The following is an 18,878-nucleotide window of genomic DNA, read 5'->3' on the forward strand; positions in this document are numbered from 1 at the left end:
GTTGCGGTCGGCGGGGTCTAGCCCAAAGGGTGGGCCGCCAGCAGATCTCCCAACGCCTCCTCGTGTGCCGCCGCCGGGCCGAGCGACAGCTCCAGGTGCTTGGCCCAGGCGTGGTACCGGTGCAGCGGATAGTCGGTGTCGGCGCCGAACCCTCCGTGCAGATGCTGCGCGGTCTGCACGACCCGTCGTACCCCCTCCGCCGCCCAGATCTTGGCCACGGCCAGGTCCGCGGCGGCGGGCAGCGCGCCCTGTGCCCCCGAGGCGATCCGCCACGCGGCCTGCCACAGGGTGGCCTCCATCGCGCGCAGGTCGATGTAGCGGTCGGCGGCCTGCACGGCGACGGCCTGGAAGGTCGCGACGGGGAACCCGAACTGCTCGCGCTTGCCGGTGTATTCACTGGTCATGCGCAGGACGGCGGTGCCGAGTCCGAGGGCCAGCGCGCAGGTGCCGGCGGTCAGCAGATCGCGCAGCCACTCCCAGGCGCCGTCGGCGTCGATGACGTCGACCCGCGCGATCGGCACGGATTCCAGGCGCAGTTCGGCGAGCCGCTCGCCCGTGGTGGAGATCTGCTCGGCGAGGACGACGCCTTCGCGGTCCGGGGCGACAAGCGCGAGGACGGTCCGGCCGGCGTCCGTGTGCGCCGGTACGACGACCAGGTCCGCGTTGTACGCCCACGGCACCGCCGTCTGCACCCCGTCCAGCACCCACCGGTCGCCGTCCCGCCGTGCCGTCACGGCGAGTTCGGCCGGGTCGTGGCCGGTGCGGCCGTGCGCGGCGACGGTCAGCACGAGGTCGCCGCGGCCGGCCCGGGTGAGCAGGGCGGACCTCAACTCCTCGCCGCCGTAGGCCTGTACGGTCGCCGCCGCCGCGTTGCTCTCCAGGAGCGGCACCCTGGCCAGCACCTTCGCCGACTCCCGCAGCACCAGGCACAGGGCGATCGCGTCCAGGCCCGCGCCGCTGTACGCCTCGTCGAGCAGCAGGCTCAGCAGGTCCGCCCCGGCGAGCCTGGCCCACAGCGCGCGGTCGAAGTCGTCGGCCACGGCGCCCGTGGTGTCGGCCGGACTGGGCACACCGTCCGGCGCGACATCGGCGAACACCCCCGCCGCCGCCTCGGCCGCCGCCTGCTGCTCCTCGCTGAAGGTGAAGTCCACGGTTCCCGTCCTTCCGCAAGACCTGATCTGACGGAGCGTCAAGATAGAACACGTTCTACAAGAAGGGAACGGTCCGGCCGGTTGCCCCGCACCTGCCGATCGTTCGGTTTGTCCGTTCCATGGTCGAATGCGCCGAGGTGGGGCGTCAACGGCTGTGGATAACCCGCGGGCAGCCCCTGTGGACAACATGACAAGGTGCATGACCTGTGGGCATCAGGACTGTGCCGGGAGCGTGCGTCTGAGTACCGTTCCGTGCGACGGACAGGAATCGGAAACGGGGCGGAATGGACGCGAACGACGGAGGCTCGAACGCCCCCGAGGGGGAGCAGGCGCCTGCTCCCTCCGTCGAGGGCCCCCCGCGCACGCCAGCCGCCCCCGAAGGGCCGCACGTGCCCGCCCAGCAGCCCCCGTACCCACCTCCGCCCGAGCCGCAGGCACAGCCGCACCCGCCCCACGATCTCGCGGACGCCCGTATCGGAGTCTCCGCGCTGTCCCTGCGCTATCAGATCGGTGCCGCGCTGGCGGTCGCGGTCGTCGCGGTGGCCGCGCTGGTCCATCTCGGGATGGTGTTCCTGCACGTCGCGCCGTCGAACACGGTGACGAAGCAGCACGGCAAGGCGATCGACGAGTGGATCTATCCCGAGTTCGAGCAGAACTGGAAGCTCTTCGCGCCGAACCCGTTGCAGCAGAACATCGAGGTCCAGGTGCGCGCCGATGTCCGTACCGCGGACGGCACGACCCGTACGACCGGCTGGTACGACCTGTCGGCCGAGGACGGCGCGGCCATCGACGGCAATCTCCTGCCGAGCCACACCGAGCAGAACGAGCTGCGCAGGGCCTGGGACTTCCTTACCGCCACGCACGACAGCGCCAACCGCCCGATCGGCCTGCGTGGCACGCTCGCGGAGACGTATCTGCGGCGCATCGTCGTGCTGCGCCTGGACCGGGACGACGCGGCCGGCGGGCAGGGCGGTGTCGTCCAGCGCGTCCAGGTCCGCTCCCGCACCACCAACGTGCCCCCGCCCGAGTGGAGTGACGAGCAGGTGTCGACCACCCCCCAGTACCGCCTGCTGCCCTGGTGGCCGGTCCCGGCGGACGAGGCCGCGGGAGGCGTCCGGTGAACGGTTTCTCCCTCGCGGTCTCGCGAGGCATCGCCCGCGTCACCGAGTCGGCCCTCGGTCCCTACCAGAGCGCCGTGATCCGCATCGGCTTCGCCGGGACCTGGCTGCTGTTCCTGCTCCGCGAACTGCCCCACCGCCAGGAGCTCTACGGCCCCGACGGACCGTGGAGCTGGGACCTCGCCCGCCAACTGATCGCGGACAACGGCGCGTTCACGGCCCTGATGTGGTCGGACGGGCAGTTCTGGTTCGAGACGGTGTACGCGCTGGCCGTACTGGCGAGCGTCCTGCTGCTGCTCGGCTGGCGCACCCGCACGATGTCCGTGCTGTTCATGGTCGGCGTGCTCTCCCTGCAGAACCGCAGTGTCTTCATGGGCGACGGCGGCGACAACGTCCTGCACCTGATGTCCCTGTACCTGGTGTTCACCCGCTGCGGCCAGGTCTGGTCCCTCGACGCACGCCGGGCCCTGCGTACGCGGGACGCACGCGCGCGTGGGGAGCGGATTCCCGACCGGGTCGGACCCGTCCTGTGGATCGTGCTCGGCGCGGCGCTCGTCGCGGTGACCGCGGCCGGCCGGTTCGACAGCGCCTGGTTCGTGCCCGCGCTGCTGTGGGGCGTCTGGCTGGCGCAGGCCCTGTGGTGGGTGATCGGGCGGTACGCGAGGTCGTACGAGCCCCGGGTGCTGCTCGACGTCGTCGCGAACGTGATCCACAACGGCGCCCTGTTCGTGATCGCGTGCGAGGCCTGTCTGATCTACGCGACGGCCGGCTGGTACAAGATCCAGGGTTCCCGCTGGCAGGACGGCACCGCCGTCTACTACCCGCTCCACCTCGACTACTTCTCCCCCTGGCCCGCCCTCGCCGACCTGCTGGCCGGCAGCGGCACGATGGTCATGCTCGTGACCTACGGGACCGTGATCGTGCAGGTCGCCTTCCCGTTCACGCTCTTCAACCGGCGCGTCAAGAACGTCCTGCTGGCCGCGATGATGACCGAGCACGCCGTGATCGCCGTACTCCTGGGGCTGCCGTTCTTCTCTCTGGCGATGATCGCGACGGACGCGGTCTTCCTGCCGACGTCGTTCCTGCGCCGGCTCGGCGGATGGGCGGCACGCGCGCGTGGACGGTGGTTCACGTGGGGCGGCCGTCCGGTGCCGGACGGGGATCGGGGGGAGCCGCATGCCCCGGAGAACCCCGAGCACAGCCACGTAGGCTTCACCGCATGACCGACCCCGCAGCGGCCGACTGGCACCGGCTCGCCGAGACCGCCGTGCTGCTCGACGGATTCCACGCCCTCAAGCACGCGCTGCGCTTCGGGGCCGAGGTCCCCGTGGCGGTCACCACGGACCGGCGGGCGGCCCTCGCCCTCGCCGCCGAACTGGCCCCCGACGTACGGGACACCCTGGACGCGCTGCTGACGGAGGTCCCGGAGGACACGTACCGGTCCTTCGTGCCGCGCCCGCATCCCACCGCGGTGGCCGCCCTGGCCATACGCCCCGCGCGTGACGCCAATCTCCGGAAGCTCGCGCACACGCCCCGCAGCGCGCCGGTGATCGTCCTCGACAACCCGCGCAACCTGGGCAACGCCGGGGCCGTGATCCGCCTCGCCGCCGGTTTCGGGGCGACCGGTGTGGTCACCACCGGGACGCTCGACCCCTGGCATCCCACGGTCGTGCGCGCCGGGGCGGGGCTGCACTACGCGACCGCCGTGGAGCGACTGACGGTCGACGAACTGCCGCCCGGCCCGGTGTTCGCCCTCGATCCGGAGGGCGACGACATCCGGGCCCTGAAGCTTCCGGACGACGCCGTCCTCGCCTTCGGCTCCGAACGCAGCGGCCTGTCGGCCGAACTACGCGCCCGCACCGACCACTTGGTGTCCCTGCCGATGCGCCCCCAGGTCTCCAGCTACAACCTGGCGACGAGCGTGGCGATGACCTTGTACCACTGGAGCACTGGAGCGCCCTGAAGGGGCGCGGGGAACTGCGCGACAAGCCACAACGGACCGTTAGTCGCACGACAACCGCACCCCCCGAGCTCCTAGGCGTCCCGACGAATCTCAACAACCCGGAACCGGTTCGCGACAAACGCCCCATCACACAGCGCAGCGTTGGCCGCCGGGTTACCCCCAGACCCGTGGAAGTCCGAGAACGCCGCCGTCTGATTGACGAACACCCCGCCCGTCAGGTTCAGCGACAACTGCGCCGCCTCCTCCAGGCAGACTTCCTCAACCGCAGCCTCGACCCCGGCGTCAGTCGTGTACGCCCCGACAGTCATCGCCCCCTTCTCCCGCACCGTCCGCCGCAGCAGCTCCACCGCGTCCGACGCCGAGTCGACCGCGACGGCGAAGGACACCGGCCCGAAGCACTCGCTCATGTACGCGGCCTCGTCGTCCGGCTTCGCCCCGTCCAGCTTCACGATCACCGGCGTGCGGACGACCGCGTCCGGGAACTCCGGGTTGGCGATCTCCCGTGAGGCGAGGGCGACTTCCCCGAGGCCGGAAGCCGCCTCCAGACGGGCCTTCACGTCCGGGTTGACCAGCGCGCCGAGGAGACCGTTCGCGCGGGCGTCGTCGCCCAGGAGACCGTCCACGGAGCGGGCGAGATCGGCGACGACCTCGTCGTAGGACTTGGGGCCCTGGTCGGTGGTGATGCCGTCGCGGGGGATCAGCAGGTTCTGCGGGGTGGTGCACATCTGGCCGCTGTAAAGGGACAGCGAGAACGCCAGGTTGGACAGCATCCCCTTGTAGTCGTCGGTCGATTCGACGACCACCGTGTTGACGCCGGCCTTCTCCGTGTAGACCTGCGCCTGGCGGGCGTTGGCCTCCAGCCAGTCGCCGAAGCCGGTCGACCCGGTGTAGTCGATGATCCGGATCTCGGGGCGGGTGGCCAGCGTCTTGGCGATGCCCTCGCCGGGACGCTCGGCGGCCAGTGCCACCAGGTTCGGGTCGAAGCCGGCCTCGGTGAGGACCTCACGGGCGATCTGGACGGTGAGCGCGAGCGGCAGCACCGCGCGCGGGTGGGGCTTCACCAGGACCGCGTTGCCGGTGGCGAGGGAGGCGAACAGGCCCGGATAGCCGTTCCACGTCGGGAAGGTGTTGCAGCCGATGACCAGGGCGGTACCGCGCGGGACCGGCGTGAACTCCTTGTTCATCACGAGCGGGTCGCGCTTGCCCTGGGGCTTGGTCCACTCCGCGACGGCGGGGGTGCGGACCTGCTCCGCGTACGCGTACGCCACCGCCTCCAGGCCGCGGTCCTGCGCGTGCGGGCCGCCCGCCTGGAACGCCATCATGAAGGCCTGGCCGCTGGTGTGCATGACCGCGTGCGCGAACTCGTGCGTCCGGTCGCTGATCCGCTTGAGGATCTCGATGCTGACCACGGCACGCGTCTCCGCGCCCGCGTCCCGCCAGGCCCGCTGCCCGGCGCGCATGGCCGGCAGCAGGACGTCGAGGTCCGCGTGCGGGTACGTCACGCCCAACTCGACGCCGTACGGCGACACTTCGCCGCCCACCCAGTCGTCCGTGCCGGGCTGGCCGAGGTCGAGACGGGTGCCCAGGAGGGCGTCGAAGGCGGCCTTGCCCGCCGCCGCGTCCAGGCTGCCGTGCTCGCCGTAGGCCTTCGGGTGTTCGGGGTGGGGGGACCAGTACGCGCGCGTGCGGATCGCTTCGAGCGCCTGGTCGAGTGTCGGCCGGTGCCGGGCGATCAGCTCGGGTGCGGACGGTTCGGCGGCCATGCGGGACCAACTCCTCGTTTCAAGAACTCGTCTGCGAGCTCATGACCTGGGCAGGAACAGGGGAAGGATCAGGGGCGGAAACAGGCGGTCAGAGTTAGAGTAACCGAACGATCGGTCGGGACAAGGGGGTCCGCCGCATCTGTGGAAAACCCCGTGCGGGAGGATCGCGCACATGACAGCACTCGACCTCAGCAGCCCCGTGGCCGTCGTCGGCGCCGGCACCATGGGCCAGGGCATCGCCCAGGTCGCGCTGACCGCGGGCCACGTCGTACGGCTGTACGACGCCGTCCCGGGACGGGCCGCGGAAGCGACCGCCGCCATCGGCGCCCGGCTCGACCGGCTCGTCGAGAAGGACCGGCTCACCGCCGCCGACCGGGACGCCGCACACGCCCGGCTGCTGCCCGCCGAGGCCCTCGCCGACCTCGCGGACTGCACCCTGGTCGTCGAGGCCGTCCTGGAGCGGCTGGACGTCAAACAGCAGTTGATGCGCGACCTGGAGGACATCGTCGGCGAGGACTGTCTGCTCGCCACCAACACCTCGTCCCTGTCGGTGACGGCCATCGGCGGCGCCCTGCGCAACCCCGGCCGCTTCGTCGGCCTGCACTTCTTCAACCCGGCGCCCCTGATGCCGCTCGTCGAGGTCGTCTCCGGGTTCGCCACCGACGTCACATCGGCCACGCGCGCGTACGAGATGTCCCGCGCCTGGGGCAAGACCCCCGTCGCCTGCGCCGACACCCCCGGCTTCATCGTCAACCGCATCGCCCGGCCCTTCTACGCCGAGGCCTTCGCGGTCTACGAGGCACAGGCCGCCGACCCGGTCACCATCGACGCGGTCCTGCGGGAGTCCGGCGGCTTCAAGATGGGCGCCTTCGAACTGACCGATCTCATCGGGCAGGACGTCAACGAGTCCGTCACGCACTCCGTGTGGCAGGCCTTCTTCCAGGACGTGCGCTTCACGCCCTCGCTCGCGCAGCGCCGGCTGGTCGAGTCCGGCCGCCTCGGCCGCAAGACCGGGCACGGCTGGTACGACCACGGGGACGACGCCGAGCAGCCCGAGCCGCACACCGCGGAACCCGCCCAGGCGCCCGCGTACGTCGTCGTCGAGGGCGACCTGGGCCCCGCGGCCGACCTGGTCGCGCTGATCCGCGAGGCGGGCATCGTCGTCCGCGAGGAGGAAGAGGACCACGGCACCCGCATGGTGCTGCCCGGCGGCGGTCAACTGGCGCTCGCCGACGGGCAGACCTCCGTCGAGTTCCGTGACGTCGTCTACTTCGACCTCGCCCTCGACTACCGCAGGGCCGGCCGCATCGCCCTGTCCGCCTCCCAGGACACCGCCTCCCAGACCCTCACCGAGGCGGTCGGCCTCTTCCAGGCGCTCGGCAAGAACGTCAGCCTCATCGGGGACGCCCCCGGGATGATCGTCGCCCGCACGGTGGCCCGGATCGTCGACCTGGCGCACGACGCCGTCGCCAAGGGCGTCGCCACCGAGGAGGACATCGACACCGCGATGCGCCTGGGTGTCAACTACCCTCTGGGTCCGTTCGAATGGAGCCGCAGGCTCGGCCGCAGTTGGGCCTACGACCTCCTGGACGACCTGCACCTGCGTGACCCGTCGGGACGGTACGCGCCGTCCCTCGCGCTCTACCGCCACGCGTACGCCACCGAGAAGCGGGAGGGCACCCCATGACCACCGCCAAGCGCGACACGTACACCCCGGAGAGCCTGCTCTCCGTCGCCGTCCAGGTCTTCATCGAGCGCGGCTACGACGGCACCTCCATGGAGCACCTCGCCAAGGCGGCCGGTATCTCCAAGTCGTCGATCTACCACCACGTCACCGGCAAGGAGGAGCTGCTGCGCCGCGCGGTCAGCCGCGCCCTGGACGGCCTCTTCGGGATCCTCGACGAGGAGCACGCACGCGTGGGGCGCGCCGTCGAGCGGCTGGAGTACGTCGTACGGCGGATGGTCGAGGTGCTGACCTCCGAGCTGCCGTACGTGACGCTGCTGCTGCGGGTGCGGGGCAACACCGACGCCGAGCGGTGGGCCCTGGAGCGGCGCCGTGACTTCGACCACCGGGTGGCCGAGCTGCTGAAGGCCGCGGCGGCCGACGGCGATCTGCGCGGCGACGTGGAGGTACGGCTCGCGACCCGGCTCGTCTTCGGGATGATCAACTCCATCGTGGAGTGGTACCGGCCCGACGGGCGGGGCATGGGCGAGCGCGAAGTGACCGACGCGGTGGCCCAGTTGGTGTTCTCCGGGCTGCGCGCGCAGAACTGAGTCCCTCAGGGGCGGATCAGCCCTGGGGCTCCAGGTCCTCCTCCTCGAACACCAGCAGCGTGCGCGTGCTGAGCACCTCGGGGATCGCCTGGAGCCGGTTGAGGACCAGGTCGCGCAGCGCCCGGTTGTCCAGGGTGTGCACCAGGAGCAGCACGTCGAAGTCGCCGCCCACCTGCGCGATGTGCGAGGCGCCCGGCAGGAGCCTGAGCTGTTCGCGGACCGTGCGCCAGGAGTTCTGCACGATCTTCAGGGTGATGTACGCCGACGTGCCCTGCCCCGCGCGTTCATGGTCGACCCGGGCGCCGAAGCCGCGGATGACGCCGTCCTCGATGAGCCGGTTGATCCGCGCGTAGGCGTTGGCGCGCGAGACGTGCACCCGTTCGGCGACCGACCTTATCGACGCGCGGCCGTCCGTCTGGAGCATCTTCAGGATGTCCTGGTCGATGGCGTCGAGCGGACGCGGGGGCGGCAGGGCGCTGCTGTCGTCCGGGCCCTCGGCCATTTGTTCAGGTGCCATGTCCCCCCGCCTCCCTGCCATGGACGTACTGCGTTCATTTCAGGTTGTGGAGAACCGTTTGTCCACAGCCTGGAGGTGCCTGTAGCCAAAATGTGCCGACGACCGAACAATCGGTAGGGAGGCGCGGCACGTCCGACGCGCCTCTCCGAGCCACTCCCCCGAGGAGGTGCCGTCATGACGGTCATGGAGCAGCGGGGCGCGTACCGGCCCACACCGCCGCCCGCCTGGCAGCCGCGCACGGACCCCGCGCCCCTGCTGCCCGACGCCGCGCCGTACCGCGTGCTCGGCACCGGGGCGGCCGCGCAGGCCGACCCCGAGCTGCTGCGCAGGCTGTACGCCGAGCTGGTGCGCGGCCGCCGGTACAACGCGCAGGCCACCGCCCTCACCAAGCAGGGCCGGCTCGCGGTGTACCCCTCCACCACCGGCCAGGAGGCCTGCGAGGTCGCCGCCGCGCTGGTCCTCCAGGAGCAGGACTGGCTCTTCCCCAGCTACCGCGACACCCTCGCCGCCGTCGCCCGCGGCCTCGACCCCGTGCAGGCCCTCACCCTGCTGCGCGGCGACTGGCACACCGGCTACGACCCGCGCGAGCACCGCATCGCCCCGCTGAGCACCCCGCTCGCCACCCAACTGCCGCACGCGGTGGGCCTCGCCCACGCGGCCCGCCTCAAGGGCGACGACGTGGTCGCGCTCGCCATGGTCGGCGACGGCGGCACCAGCGAGGGCGACTTCCACGAGGCGCTGAACTTCGCCGCCGTCTGGCAGGCCCCGGTCGTCTTCCTGGTCCAGAACAACGGCTTCGCGATCTCCGTCCCCCTCGCCAAGCAGACCGCGGCCCCCTCCCTGGCCCACAAGGCCGTCGGCTACGGCATGCCCGGCCGCCTGGTCGACGGCAACGACGCGGTCGCCGTGCACGAGGTCCTCAGCGACGCCGTACGGCACGCGCGCGAGGGCGGCGGTCCCACGCTCGTCGAGGCGATCACGTACCGCATCGAGGCCCACACCAACGCCGACGACGCGACCCGCTACCGGGGCGAGACCGAGGTCGAGGCCTGGCGCGCGCACGACCCGATCGCCCTCCTGGAGCACGAGCTGACCGAGCGCGGCCTCATCGACGAGGCCGGCATCCAGGCCGCCCGCGACGCCGCCGAGACCATGGCGGCCGAGCTGCGCGCGCACATGAACCAGGACCCGGTGCTCGACCCCATGGACCTGTTCGCCGACGTGTACGCCGAGCCCACCCCCCAACTGCGCGAACAGCGCGAACAGTTGGCGGCCGAGCTCGCGGCCGAGCGGGAGGGGACGCACTCGTGACCACCGTCGCCCTCAAACCAGCCACCATGGCGCAGGCCCTCACGCGCGCGTTGCGCGACGCCATGGCCGCCGACCCCACCGTGCACGTCATGGGCGAGGACGTCGGCACCCTCGGCGGCGTCTTCCGGGTCACCGACGGCCTCGCCAAGGAGTTCGGCGAGGACCGCTGCACGGACACCCCCCTCGCCGAGGCCGGCATCCTCGGCACGGCTGTCGGCATGGCCATGTACGGCCTGCGCCCGGTCGTGGAGATGCAGTTCGACGCCTTCGCCTACCCGGCGTTCGAGCAACTGATCAGCCACGTCTCCCGCATGCGCAACCGCACCCGCGGCGCCATGCCCCTCCCGATCACGATCCGCGTCCCCTACGGCGGCGGCATCGGCGGAGTCGAGCACCACAGCGATTCCTCCGAGGCCTACTACATGGCGACCCCGGGCCTGCACGTCGTCACCCCCGCGACGGTCGCCGACGCCTACGGCCTGCTGCGCGCCGCCATCGCCTCCGACGACCCGGTCGTCTTCCTGGAGCCCAAGCGCCTGTACTGGTCGAAGGACACCTGGAACCCCGACGAGCCGACCCCCGTCGACCCGATCGGCCGCGCGGTCGTCCGCCGCCCCGGCCGCAGCGCCACGCTCATCACCTACGGCCCCTCCCTCCCCGTCTGCCTCGAAGCCGCCGACGCGGCCCGCGCCGAGGGCTGGGACCTCGAAGTCGTCGACCTGCGCTCCCTGGTGCCCTTCGACGACGAGACGGTGTGCGCGTCCGTACGGCGCACCGGCCGCGCCCTCGTCGTGCACGAGTCGGGCGGATACGGCGGCCCCGGTGGCGAGATCGCGGCCCGGGTCACGGAGCGCTGCTTCCACCACCTGGAGGCGCCGGTCCTGCGCGTCGCCGGGTTCGACATCCCGTATCCGCCGCCGATGCTGGAGCGGCACCACCTGCCCGGCGTCGACCGGATCCTGGACGCCGTCGGCCGCTTGCAGTGGGAGGCGGAGAACTGATGGCACAGGTACTGGAGTTCAAGCTCCCCGACCTCGGCGAGGGCCTCACCGAGGCGGAGATCGTGCGCTGGCTGGTCCAGGTCGGCGACGTCGTCGCCATCGACCAGCCGGTCGTCGAGGTCGAGACGGCCAAGGCGATGGTCGAGGTCCCCTGCCCCTACGGCGGCGTCGTCACGGCCCGCTTCGGCGAGGAGGGTGCCGAACTGCCCGTAGGCGCCCCGCTGTTGACGGTCGCGGTGGGGGCACCTGCCTCCGACGTCGAAACCGGCACCGAGACCGAGGGCTCGGGGAACGTGCTGGTGGGCTACGGCACGGGAGCCCCTCCCGCTCGGCGGCGGCGAGTACGGCGGATGGCAGCGGACGTCGTGACCTCGGTGGCGGACACCCCCGCCCCTGAGACCGCCGGTCGCGACGACGGTCCCGTACCCGTGATCTCGCCCCTCGTACGACGGCTCGCGCGCGAGAACGGCCTGGAACTGCGGGAGTTGACGGGTTCCGGGCGGGACGGGCTGATCCTGCGGGCGGATGTCGAGAAGGCGCTCCGCGCGGCGGCGGCCCAGGAAGCGACCTCACAGGAAGCGACCCTCCTCTCCCCGGCCACGAGCCCCACCCCGGTCGCCACCTCTGACGGAGTCACCCGCACCCCCCTCCGCGGCATCCGGGGCGCCGTGGCCGACAAGCTCTCCCGCAGTCGCCGGGAGATCCCCGACGCGACCTGCTGGGTGGACGCCGACGCGACGGAGCTGATGCGCGCCCGCGCGGCCATGAACGCCGGCGCCGGGCCCAAGATCTCCGTACTGGCGTTCCTCGCCCGGATCTGCACGGCCGCGCTGACCCGGTTCCCCGAGCTCAACTCCAGCGTGGACATGGAGGCGCGGGAGGTCGTCCGGTTCGACCGGATCCACCTCGGCTTCGCCGCGCAGACCGAACGCGGGCTCGTCGTACCCGTCGTACGGGACGCGCACACGCGGGGCGCGGAGGCGCTGAGCGCGGAGTTCGCCCGGCTCACCGAGGCGGCCCGGGCCGGCGCGCTGACCCCCGGGGACCTCACCGGCGGCACCTTCACGCTCAACAACTACGGGGTGTTCGGCGTCGACGGTTCCACGCCGATCATCAACCACCCCGAGGCGGCCATGCTCGGCGTCGGCCGTATCGTCCCCAAACCCTGGGTGCACGAGGGCGAGTTGGCGGTCCGGCAGGTCGTCCAGCTCTCGCTCACCTTCGACCACCGGGTGTGCGACGGCGGTACGGCGGGCGGTTTCCTGCGGTATGTGGCGGACTGTGTGGAACAGCCGGCTGTGCTGTTGCGCATCCTATGATCACGGCCGCGCGGACACGTTCCCTGTGATCAGGGCGGCACGCATACTCGGGGGGTGACCGCGTACGAGCCCCCCGACGGCGTCGGCCCCGCGCCGGGTGCCACCGGCTCCGCGCCGGGCGCCGCCGATGCCCTGCCCGGTGAGATGACCGGCGCGGCACCGGAAGCCACACCTGCGGTCACGCACGCCGTCCTGCCCGGCGCGGCGCCGGCCGCTCTGCCCGAGGCCGCCGCCGACGGCCCGCCCGGCGCCGCACGTGATGACCCGCCCGCCGCGCCGGAGGCCGCCGCTTCCCGGGCCGCACACCGCGCGTTCCCCAGCGCTGCACTGGCCGTCCCGCCCGCCGCCGACCCCGACGCCACGTCCGCTGCCGCCCCCGACACCTCCCACGACGCCATCGTGCTGGCCGGTGGTGCCGCCCGGCGGCTCGGCGGTGCCGACAAACCCGGTCTGCGGGTGGGGGGACGGCCGCTGCTCGACCGGGTGCTCGGTGCCTGTGCCGATGCGCGGACCACGGTCGTGGTTGCCGACCCCCGGCCCACCTCCCGGCCGGTGCGCTGGGCGCGCGAAGACCCGCCCGGCGCGGGCCCGGTCGCCGCGCTCGACGCCGGCCTGCGCCACACCACCGCCGACGCCGTCGTGGTCCTCTCGGCCGACCTGCCGTTCCTCGAAGTGGCGACCGTACGGCGGCTGTTGACCGCTCTGCGAAGCAGCGGCGCCGAGGGAGCGCTGCTCACCGACGCCGACGGACGCGACCAGCCGCTCGTGGCCGCGTACCGCGCGCGGGCGCTCCGCCGGGAGCTGACCGCACTCGCCAAGGAGCACGGCAGCCTCACCGGGCTGCCCCTGCGCAGGCTGACCGCCGCGCTCGATCTCACCCGCGTCCCCGACCCCGTCGCGTCCTTCGACTGCGACACCTGGGACGACCTCGTCACCGCCAGGGCACGCATCAGGGAGCATGGGCACGTGTTGGATGAATGGATTTCCGCAGTCAAGGACGAACTGGGCATCGACCTGGACGTCGACACCGGCATCCTGCTCGACCTCGCCCGCGACGCAGCCCACGGAGTGGCCAGGCCCGCCGCCCCGCTGACCACGTTCCTGGTCGGCTACGCGGCGGCGCGGGGCAAGGGCGGACCCGAAGCAGTCGCCGAGGCCGCCCGCAAAGCCGTGGCCCTCGCGCTGCGCTGGGCGGACGAAGAGACTTCCGGGGCCGCACCCGACGCCCCATCCGGGCCAGCCCCCGAGACGAAGCCCGGCCCCGGCACCGACGCAACGTCCGATCCAGCGCTCGAGGCCGCTCCCAAATCCGCGCCCGGCGCGAAGTCAGACGCCTCCCCCGGCACCAAGCCCCGGACAGAGACCGGCGCTATCCCCGGCGCCACACCGGAGGCCGCGCCCGGGTCGAACCCCGGCGCCCCGTCCACCACCCCGCACCCGGACTCCACCGCATGACCGCCCGCGGCACGCACACGCACCCCGGCGAGCACGCCCGGGACGTCGAGGATCTCGACGTCGAGGAGGTACTCGCCCTCGTGAACGCAGGCAGCACCGGCGACGCCGCCGAGCCCCCGCCCCCACCGCAGGACACGCCCCCAACCCCCGGCGCACCCCGCAAACCGGAGTCCCGGCACCGAGCCACCCCCTGGCCCGAGGCCCGCGCGATCGCCGCCCGCGCCGCCCGTTCCTGTGGCCACCGCGCTCCCGTCTCCGTGCTCCTCGACTCCGCCCTCGGCCTGGTCCTGGCCGCGCCGCTCGTCGCGCTGAGCGACCTGCCCTCGTTCGACACCTCCGCGATGGACGGCTGGGCGGTCGCGGGGCCCGGCCCCTGGGCCGTACGCGAGGACGGGGTGCTCGCGGGGCACGCGCAGCCCGAGCCGTTGAGCGACGGCGAGGCCGTGCGGATCGCGACCGGCGCCCGGGTCCCCGCCGACGCCACCGCCGTGATCCGCAGCGAACACGGCCGCACCGACGACAAGGGCCGCCTCCACGCGGCCCGGGACGTCGGACACGGCCAGGACATCCGACCGCGCGGCCAGGAGTGCCGCAGCGGCGACCATCTGCTGCCCGGCGGCACCCTGGTGACCCCGGCGGTGCTCGGTCTCGCCGCGGCCGCCGGCTACGACACGCTCACCGTCGTACCCCGCCCCCGGGTCGAAGTCCTCATCCTGGGCGACGAGTTGCTCACCGAGGGGCTGCCCCACGACGGGTTCATCCGGGACGCGCTCGGCCCGATGCTGCCGTCCTGGCTGCGCGCACTCGGTGCCGAGGTCACCGCGGTCCGTCGGCTCGGCGACGACGCGAAGGCGCTGCACAAGGCCATCACGGGAAGCGCCGCCGACCTCGTCGTCACCACCGGCGGCACCGCTTCCGGCCCGGTCGACCACGTCCACCCCACCCTGCGCAGCATCGGTGCCGAACTCCTGGTGGACGGCGTGAAAGTCCGCCCCGGCCACCCCATGCTGCTGGCCCGCATCAAGGACGACCAGCACCTCGTCGGGCTGCCCGGCAACCCGTTGGCCGCGATCTCCGGCCTGCTCACTCTCGCCGAGCCGCTGCTGCGGACCCTGTCGGCCCACCCCGCCCCGGAGCCGTACGCGCTGCCTCTCCAGGACGCGGTGCACGGGCACCCGTACGACACCCGGCTCGTCCCCGCCGTTCTGCGCGGCGACCGGGCCGTTCCGCTGCACTTCAACGGCCCGGCCATGCTGCGCGGGATCGCGGCGGCCGACGCGCTCGCGGTCGTACCGCCCGGTGGTGCGCGCCAGGGGCAGCAGGCGGAACTCATCGATCTGCCCTGGGCGGCCGCCGGGATCGGGGTGTGTTTCACGTGAAACAATCGGGCCATGATGCGATCGCCCGCCAGGCGGACGAGCATCTCGTGACCCATCGGGTGGAACTCCCGAAGAAAGTGGTCGAGCACCCCTTCCGGCAGGTCGCCAAACGGCTGTCCATCGCCCTGTTCCTGCTCGTCGCGACCGCGTTGATCGTCTATGCCGATCACGAGGGCTACAACGACAACTCGGACGGCTCGGTCGACTTCCTCGACGCCTTCTACTACGCCACGGTCACCCTCTCGACCACCGGCTACGGCGACATCACCCCGGTCAGCGACGGCGCCCGACTCACCAACATCCTCGTCGTCACGCCCCTGCGGGTGTTCTTCCTGATCGTCCTCGTCGGCACCACCCTCGAAGTCCTCACCGAACGCACGCGGGAGGAATGGCGCCTCAACCGCTGGAGGTCCACCTTGCGGGATCACACCGTCGTCGTCGGCTTCGGCACGAAGGGGCGGTCCGCGATCCAGACCGTGTGCGCGACGGGGCTCAAGAAGGAACAGGTCGTCGTGGTCGACCCCAGCGCGAAGGTGATCGAGGCCGCGAGCTCCGACGGATACGTCGGGGTCGTCGGGGACGCCACCCGCAGCGAGGTCCTGAAGCGTGCCGAGGTGCAGAAGGCCCGGCAGATCATCATCGCGACACAGCGCGACGACACGGCTGTGCTGGTGACTCTCACGGCCCGGCAGCTCAACCGGGGCGCGAAGATCGTGGCCGCTGTGCGCGAGGAGGAGAACGCGCCGCTGCTCAAGCAGTCCGGCGCCGACGCCGTCATCACCAGCGCCAGCGCGGCCGGCCGGCTGCTCGGCCTGTCCGTGCTCAGCCCCGCCGCCGGCATGGTCATGGAGGACCTCATCCAGCAGGGCAGCGGGCTCGACATGACCGAACGCCCGGTCATAAAGGCCGAGGTGGGCAAGTCGCCGCGGGACACGGACGACCTGGTGGTGAGCGTCGTCCGCGGGCACCGGGTGCTCGGCTACGACGATCCGGCCATCGGGACGCTTCAGCTCACCGACCGGCTCATCACCATCGTGCGGGTCTCGCCGGGTTCACAGGTCGCGCCGGACACCCGGCCGTTGCCGCAGTGACACCCCGTCGGGCGTTGCCGCAGTGACACGTCGTCGGCCGCTGTCGACAGTGACCCGCCTTCGGCGGTCGGCCGTATGACGAGGAGTAGCGTCGGGCTCATGCATGCGATCACGATTTCCGAACCTGGTGGGCCCGAGGCGCTGGTGTGGGACGAGGTCCCGGATCCGGTGGCCGGCGAGGGCGAGGTACTGGTCGAGGTGGTGGCCAGCGCGGTCAACCGGGCCGACATCATGCAACGCCAGGGCTTCTACAACCCGCCGCCCGGCGCGTCCCTCTACCCCGGCCTCGAATGCTCGGGCCGGATCACCGAGATCGGCCCCGGGGTCTCCGGCTGGTCGGTCGGCGACGAGGTGTGCGCGCTGCTCGCGGGCGGCGGCTACGCCGAGAAGGTCGCCGTTCCGGCCGGGCAGTTGCTGCCCGTGCCCGCCGGCGTGGACCTGAAGCAGGCCGCGGCGCTGCCCGAGGTGGTCTGCACGGTCTGGTCCAACGTCTTCATGGTCGCCCACCTCCGCCCCGCCGAGACGCTCCTCGTGCACGGCGGTTCCAGCGGCATCGGCACCATGGCGATCCAGCTCGCCAAGGCCGTCGGCGCGAAGGTCGCCGTCACCGCCGGCACGAAGGAGAAGCTCGACTACTGCGCCGAGTTGGGCGCCGACATCCTGATCAACTATCGCGAGCAGGACTTCGTCGCCGAGATCGCGCAGGCCACGGGCGGTGCGGGCGCCGACGTCATCCTCGACAACATGGGCGCCAAGTACCTGGACCGCAACGTCCAGGCCCTCGCGGTCAACGGGCGGCTCGCGATCATCGGGCTGCAGGGCGGTATCAAGGCCGAACTCAACATCGCCGCCCTCCTCGGCAAGCGGGCCGCGATCAGCGCGACCTCGCTGCGGGCCCGCCCGCTCGGCGAGAAGGCGGCCATCGTCGCCGCCGTACGCGAGCATGTGTGGCCGCTGATCGAGGCCGGTCAGATCCGGCCGGTCGTCGACCGGGAGCTGCCGATGAGCGAGGCCGGGGCCGCGCACCAGGTGCTGGAGGACAGCGGGCACATCGGAAAGGTGCTGCTCGTCGCGCCGTAGGCCGGGCACGCCCTAGCCGCGGCGCACCCGCAGACCGATGAAGGCCAGCCCCAGGCCGAGCCCGATGAGGATCAGACCGCTGCCCAGCGGCAGGATCCGCAGCACGGGCTCGGCGGGGTCCTCGGCGTGGGTGACGGTCTGGCGCAGGGGCCGGAGCGGCGGCGAGGAGGACACGGGTGCCGCCTCCTGGGCAGACGCGGAGTCGGCGGGCGCGGGACTGTCCGCGCGGCTCGCGTCGCCGTTGCCGTCGGCTTTCGGCCCGGCCGTTTCGTCGCCGCCACTCTCCTCCCCGTCTCCTCCGCCGCTTTCGTCCTCGTCCTCCTCGGCGGTCGGTTCCGCGGTACGGCCCGGCCGTTCGCGTCCTTCGCCCGCCCGGCTACCGGCCCTGGAGGGATCGGGGGAGGCGGGCGCGGGGGCGAGGGCATCAGCGGGGCCGGGTGCGTGGGCCGGGGGATGCGGATCCGGTCGGCCGTGCGTGGGGAGGTGGCCGGGACCGGGCCGGGAACCGGGGCCGGGGCTGGAGCTGGGGCCAGACGCGGAGGCAGCCGCATCGTCCCTGACGGCGACCACACCCGAAGCACCCCTCGTCACACCCCCCACCTCCGCGCCGTACGCCAGGACACCCCCGTAAGGGCCCACGACCGCACCCGTGCTCAGGACGAGCAGTAGTCCGGTCGCGCGTAGCGAGGGCGGTGTGCGTAGCGATGGAGTCACGTCCGTGACCCCCTCCCGAAGCCGAGGCGGCAAGATCGACGGAACCAGCGTCACATCGGGTGGGCGCTCCGGCACTCCGGGTTCGGCCATGTGGAAAAGGTCGATCACCTTACGAGGGGGGCACCACGGTGGTGAGGTGTACGAGTGCGAGAGAATGGCGGCATGGAGATGCCGAGGAACGAAAGGTCACCGGAGAAGCCTCAGATCCTGGTCGTGGGACAGGACGGGATGGCGCTCGGTGGCACCGGGGACGAGGACTCCCGCGAGATCCCGGTGACGGAGATGGTGGAGCAGCCGGCCAAGGTCATGCGGATCGGCAGCATGATCAAGCAGCTTCTCGAGGAGGTGCGTGCGGCTCCCCTCGACGAAGCCAGCCGGGCTCGGCTCAAGGAGATCCACCGCAGCTCCGTGAAGGAGCTGGAGGACGGTCTGGCGCCCGAGCTGGTGGAGGAGCTGGAGCGGCTGTCGCTGCCGTTCACGGACGACGTGACGCCGAGCGACGCGGAACTGCGCATCTCGCAGGCCCAGTTGGTGGGCTGGCTGGAGGGACTCTTCCACGGGATCCAGACCACGCTGTTCGCCCAGCAGATGGCCGCGCGGGCGCAGTTGGAGCAGATGCGCCGGGCCCTGCCGCCGGGTGTCGGTGACGGCGCCGAGGAGGGGCAGCCGGGCGCCGGGCGCGTGAGCGGCCCGTACCTGTAGACACCCCCACATGCCCAGCGGGCCCGGCAGCGACTGCTGC

17 protein-coding genes are annotated in these 18,878 nt (G+C 72.3%); 13 read left to right on the forward strand and 4 right to left on the reverse strand.

What is annotated here, in order from left to right:
* Window positions 1–17 precede the first annotated feature (17 nt).
* Complete coding sequence (locus tag OG223_RS27225) at window positions 18–1,151, reverse strand: acyl-CoA dehydrogenase family protein (RefSeq protein ID WP_329253837.1); 1,134 nt, start codon at window positions 1,149–1,151, stop codon at window positions 18–20.
* 284 nt (window positions 1,152–1,435) lie between these two features.
* On the opposite strand from OG223_RS27225, the gene OG223_RS27230 reads away from it, so the two are divergent.
* The 3 genes from OG223_RS27230 to OG223_RS27240 are packed head-to-tail and all read left to right on the forward strand — an operon-like array spanning window position 1,436 to window position 4,232.
* The gene (locus OG223_RS27230; RefSeq protein WP_329253840.1) at window positions 1,436–2,272 is read left to right on the forward strand and encodes a DUF5819 family protein; all 837 of its coding nucleotides are present in this window, start codon (window positions 1,436–1,438) and stop codon (window positions 2,270–2,272) included.
* The gene (locus OG223_RS27235; protein WP_329253844.1) at window positions 2,269–3,492 is read left to right on the forward strand and encodes an HTTM domain-containing protein; all 1,224 of its coding nucleotides are present in this window, start codon (window positions 2,269–2,271) and stop codon (window positions 3,490–3,492) included. The genes OG223_RS27230 and OG223_RS27235 overlap by 4 nt, the downstream gene beginning before the upstream one ends.
* Window positions 3,489–4,232, forward strand: coding sequence for a TrmH family RNA methyltransferase (locus OG223_RS27240; protein WP_329253847.1), 744 nt, complete (start codon window positions 3,489–3,491; stop codon window positions 4,230–4,232). Before OG223_RS27235 ends, OG223_RS27240 begins: the two co-directional genes overlap by 4 nt.
* 71 nt (window positions 4,233–4,303) lie before the next feature.
* Here OG223_RS27240 and paaN read toward each other — a convergent pair whose 3' ends face one another.
* Window positions 4,304–5,995, reverse strand: coding sequence for a phenylacetic acid degradation protein PaaN (paaN, locus tag OG223_RS27245; protein WP_329253850.1), 1,692 nt, complete (start codon window positions 5,993–5,995; stop codon window positions 4,304–4,306).
* Between the two features lie 172 nt (window positions 5,996–6,167).
* Here paaN and OG223_RS27250 point away from each other — a divergent pair, with 172 nt between their 5' ends.
* Both OG223_RS27250 and OG223_RS27255 read left to right on the forward strand, forming a co-directional pair.
* Complete coding sequence (locus tag OG223_RS27250; RefSeq protein ID WP_329253853.1) at window positions 6,168–7,682, forward strand: 3-hydroxyacyl-CoA dehydrogenase; 1,515 nt, start codon at window positions 6,168–6,170, stop codon at window positions 7,680–7,682.
* Window positions 7,679–8,269: a TetR/AcrR family transcriptional regulator gene (locus tag OG223_RS27255; protein WP_329253857.1), complete on the forward strand. Its 591-nt coding sequence runs from the start codon at window positions 7,679–7,681 to the stop codon at window positions 8,267–8,269. Before OG223_RS27250 ends, OG223_RS27255 begins: the two co-directional genes overlap by 4 nt.
* A gap of 16 nt (window positions 8,270–8,285) precedes the next feature.
* Here OG223_RS27255 and OG223_RS27260 read toward each other — a convergent pair whose 3' ends face one another.
* Window positions 8,286–8,771, reverse strand: a complete 486-nt coding sequence (locus tag OG223_RS27260) for an Lrp/AsnC family transcriptional regulator (RefSeq protein ID WP_329265495.1) — start codon at window positions 8,769–8,771, stop codon at window positions 8,286–8,288.
* Window positions 8,772–8,960: 189 nt separating this feature from the next.
* Between OG223_RS27260 and pdhA the strand changes: the two genes are divergently transcribed.
* From pdhA to OG223_RS27295, 7 genes are all read left to right on the forward strand, one after another.
* The gene (gene pdhA / locus OG223_RS27265; RefSeq protein WP_329253860.1) at window positions 8,961–10,097 is read left to right on the forward strand and encodes a pyruvate dehydrogenase (acetyl-transferring) E1 component subunit alpha; all 1,137 of its coding nucleotides are present in this window, start codon (window positions 8,961–8,963) and stop codon (window positions 10,095–10,097) included.
* A complete protein-coding gene (locus tag OG223_RS27270) occupies window positions 10,094–11,098 on the forward strand; it encodes an alpha-ketoacid dehydrogenase subunit beta (RefSeq protein WP_329253863.1) in 1,005 nt (334 codons plus the stop codon). Before pdhA ends, OG223_RS27270 begins: the two co-directional genes overlap by 4 nt.
* Window positions 11,098–12,417 (forward strand): dihydrolipoamide acetyltransferase family protein, encoded by a 1,320-nt coding sequence (locus OG223_RS27275; protein WP_329253866.1) that lies wholly within the window; start codon window positions 11,098–11,100, stop codon window positions 12,415–12,417. The genes OG223_RS27270 and OG223_RS27275 overlap by 1 nt, the downstream gene beginning before the upstream one ends.
* Before the next feature lie 399 nt (window positions 12,418–12,816).
* A complete protein-coding gene (locus OG223_RS27280) occupies window positions 12,817–13,872 on the forward strand; it encodes an NTP transferase domain-containing protein (RefSeq protein WP_329265497.1) in 1,056 nt (351 codons plus the stop codon).
* Window positions 13,869–15,251, forward strand: coding sequence for a molybdopterin molybdotransferase MoeA (locus OG223_RS27285; protein WP_329253870.1), 1,383 nt, complete (start codon window positions 13,869–13,871; stop codon window positions 15,249–15,251). The genes OG223_RS27280 and OG223_RS27285 overlap by 4 nt, the downstream gene beginning before the upstream one ends.
* Window positions 15,248–16,342 carry a potassium channel family protein gene (locus tag OG223_RS27290; protein WP_329253873.1) on the forward strand — a complete coding sequence of 365 codons (1,095 nt, stop codon included), beginning with the start codon at window positions 15,248–15,250 and terminating at the stop codon, window positions 16,340–16,342. The genes OG223_RS27285 and OG223_RS27290 overlap by 4 nt, the downstream gene beginning before the upstream one ends.
* A 99-nt stretch (window positions 16,343–16,441) precedes the next feature.
* Window positions 16,442–17,422, forward strand: coding sequence for an NAD(P)H-quinone oxidoreductase (locus OG223_RS27295; RefSeq protein WP_329253876.1), 981 nt, complete (start codon window positions 16,442–16,444; stop codon window positions 17,420–17,422).
* Between the two features lie 12 nt (window positions 17,423–17,434).
* On the opposite strand, the gene OG223_RS27300 is transcribed toward OG223_RS27295, so the two are convergent.
* Window positions 17,435–18,136 carry a hypothetical protein gene (locus OG223_RS27300; protein WP_329253879.1) on the reverse strand — a complete coding sequence of 234 codons (702 nt, stop codon included), beginning with the start codon at window positions 18,134–18,136 and terminating at the stop codon, window positions 17,435–17,437.
* Between the two features lie 162 nt (window positions 18,137–18,298).
* Between OG223_RS27300 and OG223_RS27305 the strand changes: the two genes are divergently transcribed.
* Window positions 18,299–18,838 carry a bacterial proteasome activator family protein gene (locus tag OG223_RS27305; protein ID WP_200686080.1) on the forward strand — a complete coding sequence of 180 codons (540 nt, stop codon included), beginning with the start codon at window positions 18,299–18,301 and terminating at the stop codon, window positions 18,836–18,838.
* Window positions 18,839–18,878: the final 40 nt, after the last annotated feature.

Origin of the sequence: Streptomyces sp. NBC_01478 (assembly GCF_036227225.1) — a bacterium.
Lineage (GTDB): Bacteria > Actinomycetota > Actinomycetes > Streptomycetales > Streptomycetaceae > Streptomyces.